This is a genomic window from Streptomyces sp. NPDC000941, assembly GCF_053599555.1.
In genome coordinates this window covers 22,367-29,270 of the sequence record NZ_JBSFMM010000138.1, presented here as the reverse complement: position 1 = coordinate 29,270, position 6,904 = coordinate 22,367, and the positions used below count along the sequence as shown (strand labels likewise).

The 6,904-nt window shown below is 69.6% G+C and carries 6 protein-coding genes and 1 pseudogene; 4 read left to right on the top strand and 3 right to left on the bottom strand.

The features are described 5' to 3' along the window. Nucleotides 1–2,417, bottom strand: a 2,417-nt coding sequence (locus ACWDSL_RS34635; protein ID WP_450491920.1) for a hypothetical protein, incomplete at its 3' end; no start/stop codon positions are given. Between the two features lie 292 nt (nt 2,418–2,709). Next, nucleotides 2,710–3,357 (bottom strand): isochorismatase family cysteine hydrolase, encoded by a 648-nt coding sequence (locus ACWDSL_RS34630; RefSeq protein ID WP_450491919.1) that lies wholly within the window; start codon nt 3,355–3,357, stop codon nt 2,710–2,712. 152 nt (nt 3,358–3,509) lie between these two features. Here ACWDSL_RS34630 and ACWDSL_RS34625 point away from each other — a divergent pair. Beyond that, nucleotides 3,510–3,665 (top strand): annotated as a pseudogene (locus ACWDSL_RS34625) (phosphotransferase); the annotation flags it as partial. A gap of 119 nt (nt 3,666–3,784) precedes the next feature. On the opposite strand, the gene ACWDSL_RS34620 reads toward ACWDSL_RS34625, so the two are convergent. Then, nucleotides 3,785–4,186 carry a RidA family protein gene (locus tag ACWDSL_RS34620; protein ID WP_450491918.1) on the bottom strand — a complete coding sequence of 134 codons (402 nt, stop codon included), beginning with the start codon at nt 4,184–4,186 and terminating at the stop codon, nt 3,785–3,787. 103 nt (nt 4,187–4,289) lie between these two features. On the opposite strand from ACWDSL_RS34620, the gene ACWDSL_RS34615 reads away from it, so the two are divergent. The 3 genes from ACWDSL_RS34615 to gap all read left to right on the top strand — a co-directional run bounded on the left by ACWDSL_RS34615 (nt 4,290) and on the right by gap (nt 6,810). Next, nucleotides 4,290–4,673, top strand: coding sequence for a winged helix-turn-helix transcriptional regulator (locus ACWDSL_RS34615; RefSeq protein ID WP_385628622.1), 384 nt, complete (start codon nt 4,290–4,292; stop codon nt 4,671–4,673). Between the two features lie 70 nt (nt 4,674–4,743). After that, nucleotides 4,744–5,700, top strand: a complete 957-nt coding sequence (locus ACWDSL_RS34610) for a GlxA family transcriptional regulator (RefSeq protein ID WP_450491917.1) — start codon at nt 4,744–4,746, stop codon at nt 5,698–5,700. Between the two features lie 111 nt (nt 5,701–5,811). Continuing rightward, nucleotides 5,812–6,810: a type I glyceraldehyde-3-phosphate dehydrogenase gene (gap, locus tag ACWDSL_RS34605; protein WP_450491916.1), complete on the top strand. Its 999-nt coding sequence runs from the start codon at nt 5,812–5,814 to the stop codon at nt 6,808–6,810. Nucleotides 6,811–6,904: the final 94 nt, after the last annotated feature.

Sequence of the window (6,904 nt, the reverse complement as noted above, 5' to 3'; positions counted from 1 at the left end):
GCCTCCTTCGCCAACGCGAGATTCCCCTGGTCCTGGTACAGACAGCCAAGTTCGTACCAGGCCATGCCGCGGGAGAAGGAGTCCTGGGACGCACCGGCCCGCTGGTAGGCCGCGATCGCCGCGTCGGTCTCACCTCGGCCCGCGTGCGCCTTGCCCAGGTAGCAGTTGGCACGGACCGCCCAGGTGATGTCGTCGGTGTCGGCAACCAGCCCCCAGGCGAGGATGGCCTCGTCGATCCGCCCCGCGCCTTCCAGATCGGTGCCCAGCTTGAAGCAGTGCTCCGGATGAAGGTCGGCCGCCAGCAACTCCTGGGCCTCCTCGTGCCTGCCCTGGTGCCGGAACAGCACGCCGAGGTCGACGGCCGCCTTGCTACGCGCCTCCGGGAAGTCCTGGGTGTTGACCCGCTGATACAGCTCGATCGCCTGGTCGAGGTCACCGGCAAGGTAGAAACGGCGGGCGGCCGCCAGCACCCCGCCGCCCGGAGGGCCGCCGCGGCGCAGGTTCGACGCTTCCCTGGCGACCAGTTCGCCGCCCAGATCGTGCTGGATCTGACAGACTTTAATCAACCGCTCCGACACCTTGTAGGCCAAGGGTGTGCTCTTGTCGCCAAGGCCGGCCAGCACAAGGAGGGCCCGCCGGGTGACGGCCGACTCGTCGGGCAGCTTCCAGAGCACCGACATGCAGCACTCGGAGGCTATGTCCAGCGATCGGTCGTCCCACCGGGCCAGCCGCTCGAACACCGACCGCATACCGTCGACGTCCTCGTCCAGCAGCAGCCGTACGGCCAGCGCCGGGGCACCGAACTCGGGATCGGACTCGAAAATCCGCTCCAGCGCCTCCCGTCCGCCGTCCAGATCGTCCTCATAGGTGATCAGCTTCTCGGCCGCCAGCCAGGCGAGCGGCGGAACCGCCTCGGCGGGCAGGTCGCCGGTCAGCAGTTCCTCGGCCAGCTCGTACCGCTCTTCCGCCGACCAACTGTCCGCCGGCGAGGAGTTGAACAGCCCGGCCGCGGCGCTGGGCAGGAGCGCGCGGTGGCCTGTCTCGAGCACGCCCGTGAAGAAGGACTGGCTGTCGCCGCTCCCATAGCCGTTGGTCAGGCCCGCCTCGCCGAGCCGGACGGCGGCCCAGGGCAGCACGGCGGGCGCGGATTCGCAGGCTTCGGCGAGCGCGTCCACGACGCGTTCGGTGTTGTCCCACATCGTCAGGTTGATGGCGGTCAGGTAGGCGGTGTAGCCGGCCGCCAGCCTGTCCTCGGACTGCACGGCCCTGGCCTGCCAGTGGGCCGCTCCCGACCCGGTCCGGCCGTCGTCGAGCAGGTCGCCGAGCAGGGCCGCGAACACCCCGGCCAACGGGTGCCGGCCCTGGGCCAGCGCTTCCAGGTCGGCCAGTACGTCCTGGTCGCGGGTCAGGTAGCGGGCGAGCGCGCCGACCGGGCCGACGGTCGTGGTGGTGTCGGTGTCCGGAGGCGCGGCCTCGGCGGCGTCCAGGATGGTCAGAGCCACGGCCGCGCGCGGGCCGTGAGTGAAGTCGGCGGTCTCGGCCAGGTCGCCCAGGAGTTGGCGGGCGGCGGTGAGATCGCCGTGCCCCAGTTCGATGCCGGCGAGCACGATGCCGGCCTGGTGCGCGGCGTGACGCCAGTCGCCGGCGGCGATGGCGCGCAGCTCGGCACGGGCGGCGGCCAGATCCCCGGCGCGGTAGTGGTCGAGACCAGGCCGGACCGGAGCCAGCCAGAAGGGCGGCGCCTCCGGCTCGTCCAGCGGGGCCAGCGCGAGATCGACCAGGTCGGGCGCGTCGGCCTCGGGGCCGGCGTGGTCGAGGACTCGGGAGGCGCCCTCGTTGTCGCCCGCCTCGCGCAGCAGCTCGGCCAGTGGCACGGCGGCCCGCTGCCGGAACCAAGGGTGGCCGGAGTCGACCACGGCCTGGTACGCGCGGATCGCCGCCAGGAAATGCCGCTCACCGCGCAGCAGCCGACCGAGCTCGAAACCGGCTGCCGGAGCCAGGTGCGGGTGCTCGCTGCGGGCGAGCGCGGCCAGTTGGCCGGGGGCGGAGTCAGCCTCCCAGACCTGCGGATAAGCAACGGATTCGCCGGCCGCGATCCTGGCGAGGTTGGCCCGCAGCGCGGCGAACCCGCACACGTCGGACCGCCGACTCAGGTCCTTGGCGCGCTGGTGCGACTCCACCGCTGCGGCGAACTCGCCAAGCTCGAACTGGGCCAGGCCAACGCAGTTCAGCGCCACGCCACGCAGGGTTACCTGCCCGGCGGCGAGCACCTGGTCGTGGACGGCGTGCGCGGCGGCTAGGGCCGCCCGTGGGTCGCCCTTCCGCAACTGCTCGGCGAACACCGCGAACGCCGCCCGATGCGCCTGGTAGCCGCTGTCCACCCCCGACGAACCGTCCACCAATGCCCCCGTCTTCATGTTCCGCTCTGGTCGTCTGCTGCGCAGAGCATAGGCGACAGGTCCGACAGCGGGGCTGCGGCGGCGATCAGCTTGTCGTTTATCCGATGAGGTCGAAATGTGCCTCGAACTGGGCGCTCACCTGGGCATTCGCCGAGCATGCGGGTGGCCTCGGCCTGAGCACCACGGTGCCGGATGCGATCCGCCTCCAGCCCGAACGGGCTGAGCGGGCGGTCAGTGTGCGACGAGTTGCCGGCCACCATCGATGTCGTACGTGGCGCCAGTCCCCCCACCCTCAGAACACGATCTGGCATTACGGGGAGCCCTTGCCGGCCCCGCCGTTCACGATGTCGACGAACTCGTCTGTCGTGAGGATGGCGTGGGCGTACAGAGGCGCGTTCAGCTCGAATGTCGCTGTCATCTCCTCCCAGCTGAAGGAGGCGATGGCATCGCGGATGAGGGTCACGTGGTAGCCCAGCTCCTGACCGAAGCGTGCGGTGGTGTCCACACAAGTGTTTGCCCGCATCCCGATCAGCACGATCTTGCGGATGTGGTGCTGCTTGAGCATGAAGTCGAGGTCGGTGTTGGCGAAGCCGCTCGAAGCCCAGTGCCGGCGCACGACCAACTCGTCCTCGCGGGGGTGGAGATCGGGGTGCCACTCGGCCCCCCAGCTGCCCTCGGCGAAGGTCTGCTGGGTCACGATGCGCTGCTGGGTCGGGGACAAGTGGTCCCACGTGATGTAGTCGTTCGGCGTCGTCTGGTGGTGGGGCACGATGAAGACGCGAAACCCCTGGCTGCGGGCCGTGGCGAGCATGGTGCGCATGTGGTCGAGCAGGCCGACGCCTTCCGCCACTTCCTTCGCCCGGGGCCACAGCTTGCCGCCCTCGGAGAGGAAGTCGTTGTACGGGTCGACGAGCAGAAGAGCGGTTTCGTCCGGGGAGTACGGCGCTACGGAAGTCATGAACGGCTCCCATCTGATCAGCGAACGGATCGATCGCTGGTGGGATGCGCGACGGAGTGGACGACCAGGGCAGGCCCCAGCCCCTCTGATGCAGGCCGCCGACTCGACTTTCAGTCTGTCACTCGTCCGGCCGAACGGCATCCGCGCCGGTGGACCCGGACGCCGTCCACGCGGTCCGGGTAGACGCCGCCGGGCCGGACTGGGCAGGCCCACGTCTCCGGCTCCACCGTGACCTGCATCCAGCCGACATCCTGAACACGAACGGCACCTTCTCCGGCGTGATCGACTTCGGCGACCTCTACGCCGGCGTCCACAGCCGCCCTTGGTACAAGCCCACCTGGGGCCCACCCGACCACGCCACGCTGAACGGTCACCGTGGCCATTCCACGAGAGGCGGGCCAAGACGGGACGCGCGCTGCGGTCGAGCTCAGGCGGGCAGCTTGGTGTCGATGACGAAGCTGATCTCGATGACCTGGCCGGGGAAGGTCAGTTCGGTGACGCCGAAGACCGTGCTGGCCGGACGGTGGCGGCCGAAGTACACCAGGTTGCCCTCCGCCGTCGCCACGGCATTCCTGCGCAGGTTCACCACGTACAGGGTCTGCGAGACGACCTGGTTCCGGGAGACGCCGTAGTGGTCCAGGACCTTGTCCAGGTTGATGTAGGTCTGCTTGAGCTGGGCGTCGAAATCGTCCGCGTAGAGGAACTCGCCCGTCTCGTCGAGCGAGAGCTGTCCGGAGACGTGGATCAGATCCCCGGACTTGATCGCCTGCGAGTAGCCGAAGTCGCTCTCGGCCGGCACATTGTGGTTGAAGACATCGATGGTGGCCAACAGTGCTCGCCCTTCTGTTTACTCTCACTTGTGGTTACTCAGGAACTGTAAGAGAGTGAGAGCCGACCTGGAAGAACGCACTTTTCGGTGACTGAGGAACCTCATGGTGACCAAGCAGCTACTCAAGGGCCTGCCCGAGAACGCAGACCTCAGGCGCGCGGACTCCCTGGCGCGGGAGATCTTCTCGGACGTCGCCAACAAATGGGCGTTGCTGATCATCGAGGCGCTCGGTGAGCGCACTCTGCGCTTCAGCGAGCTGCGCAAAGAGGTCGAGGGCATCAGCCACAAGATGCTCACCCAGAACCTGCGCATGCTGGAGCGCAACGGCCTGGTCGAGCGGACGGTGCACCCCACCGTGCCGCCGCGGGTCGAGTACACCCTCACCCAGCCGGGCCGTGCCCTGCGGGCAACGGTCGACGCCATATGCGGCTGGACCCACCAATACCTCGGTCACATCGAGGACGCGCGCCGTCGCTTCGGCGACTGACAGCCCCCAGCACCCACGTCGAGCGGGCCGTTAGTCACGAGCGGACCGGCCGGCTCGTACCCTGCTTCCCATGCCTTCCTCCCGCCTGCGTCGAGTCGCCGTCCTCGTACTCGAGGGTGCGAAGCCGCTCGATGTCGGCATTCCCGCGCAGGTGTTCACGACCCGCGCCAGCATGCCGTACGAGGTGCGGGTGTGCGGCGCGGCGCCCGGGCTCGTGACCGGCGGCGACGGCCTGGCGTACCACGTCACCCACGGTCTCGACACGCTTGGGTGGGCCGACATTGTCTTCGTCCCCGGCTATCGGTTCCCGGACCGCGACGACCCGCCACGGGCCGTCGTCGATGCGCTGATCGCCGCACACGGCCGGGGTGCGCGGCTTGCCGCCATCTCGACGGGCGCCTTCGCGCTGGCCGCCACGGGGCTGCTCGACGGCAAGCGCGCCACGACGCACTGGCACTACACGCGGGCGCTTGCACGGAAGCATCCGCTCGTCCGGATCGACGAGAACGTCCTGTTCGTCGACGAGGGCAGCGTGCTGACGTCGGCCGGAGCCGCCTCGGGTATCGACCTGTGCCTGCATATCCTGCGCAGCGATCTCGGAGTGGCCGCGTCGAACCACGCGGCCCGGCGCCTGGTCGCGGCCCCCTACCGCAGCGGCGGCCAAGCGCAGTACGTGCCGCGCAGCGTGCCCGAGCCGCTCGGTGAACGGTTCGCCGCCACCCGCGAATGGGCCCTGCACCGGCTCGACGAACCCCTCAGCCTCGAATCCCTCGCCCAGCACGCGGCGGTCTCACCGCGCACGTTCTCGCGGCGTTTCGTCGAGGACACCGGGTACACGCCGATGCAGTGGGTCATGCGCGCCCGTATCGACCTGGCTCGTGAGCTGCTCGAGCGTTCGAAGCGCAGCGTCGAGCAGATCGCGAACGACGTCGGTCTCGGCACCGGCACAAATCTGCGGATGCACTTCCAGCGCATCCTCGGCACCACGCCCAGCGAGTACCGGCGTACCTTCACCCGGGGCGAGTAGCCCGGCGCCCGGGCGTCTGGCGTGATCCTTGCGAACCATGGCGCTCACGCCACGGCCATGGCCGGATCGCGCACGCGAAGCTGGTGACGAACCGAAGGGACACCACGACACATGACTCGCATCGCCATCAACGGATTCGGCCGCATCGGACGCAATGTGCTGCGCGCCCTGCTGGAACGCGGCAGCGACTTCGAGATCGTCGCCGTCAACGACCTCACCGAGCCCGTCACCCTCGCCCGGCTGCTCGCCTACGACACCACAGCCGGACGGCTCGGCCGTCCGGTGACCGCCGACGGGGACGCCCTTGTCGTCGACGGCCGGCGCATCACGGTGCTCGCCGAGCGGGAGCCGGCGCAGCTGCCGTGGGGCGAGCTCGGCGTCGACATCGTGCTGGAGGCGACAGGCCGCTTCACCTCCGCCAAGGCCGCCCGCGCCCACCTCGACGCGGGAGCGAAGAAGGTGCTGGTCAGCGCGCCGTCGGACGGCGCCGACGTCACGCTCGCGTACGGGGTCAACACCGACGCGTACGACCCGGACGTGCACACGATCGTCTCGAACGCCTCCTGCACGACCAACGCGCTCGCGCCGCTGGCCGCCGTGCTCGACGAACTCGCCGGCATCGAGCATGGCTTCATGACCACGGTGCACGCCTACACGCAGGAGCAGAACCTGCAGGACGGTCCGCACCGCGACGCCCGCCGCGCCCGCGCCGCCGCCGTCAACATCGTGCCGACCACGACGGGCGCCGCCAAGGCGATCGGCCTCGTGCTGCCGAACCTCGACGGCAAGCTGTCGGGCGACTCGATCCGCGTGCCGGTGCCGGTCGGCTCGATCGTCGAACTCAACACGACCGTGGCCCGCGACGTGACCCGCGACGACGTGCTGGACGCGTACCGCGCCGCCGCGCAGGGCCCGCTCGCCGGCGTCCTCGAGTACTCCGACGACCCGCTCGTATCGTCCGACATCGTCGGCAACCCGGCCTCGTCGATCTTCGACTCGGCCCTCACCCGCGTCGACGGCCGCCACGTCAAGGTGGTCGCCTGGTACGACAACGAGTGGGGCTTCTCCAACCGCGTGATCGACACGCTGGAGCTCCTCGCCGCACGCTGACCGGTCACCGAGCGTGACCGGGGCCGTGCGCCGGCTCGCTCGCAACCGCGACCGGATGTTTCTATCGGGGTCATGTGTGCCACCGGCCCTGTCG

Coding starts and splice junctions, on each gene's coding strand:
- ACWDSL_RS34630 (WP_450491919.1), bottom strand. CDS start 3,357: ATGACTTCCGTAGCGCCGTACTCCCCGGACGAAACCGCTCTTCTGCTC.
- ACWDSL_RS34615 (WP_385628622.1), top strand. CDS start 4,290: ATGGTGACCAAGCAGCTACTCAAGGGCCTGCCCGAGAACGCAGACCTC.
- ACWDSL_RS34610 (WP_450491917.1), top strand. CDS start 4,744: ATGCCTTCCTCCCGCCTGCGTCGAGTCGCCGTCCTCGTACTCGAGGGT.
- gap (WP_450491916.1), top strand. CDS start 5,812: ATGACTCGCATCGCCATCAACGGATTCGGCCGCATCGGACGCAATGTG.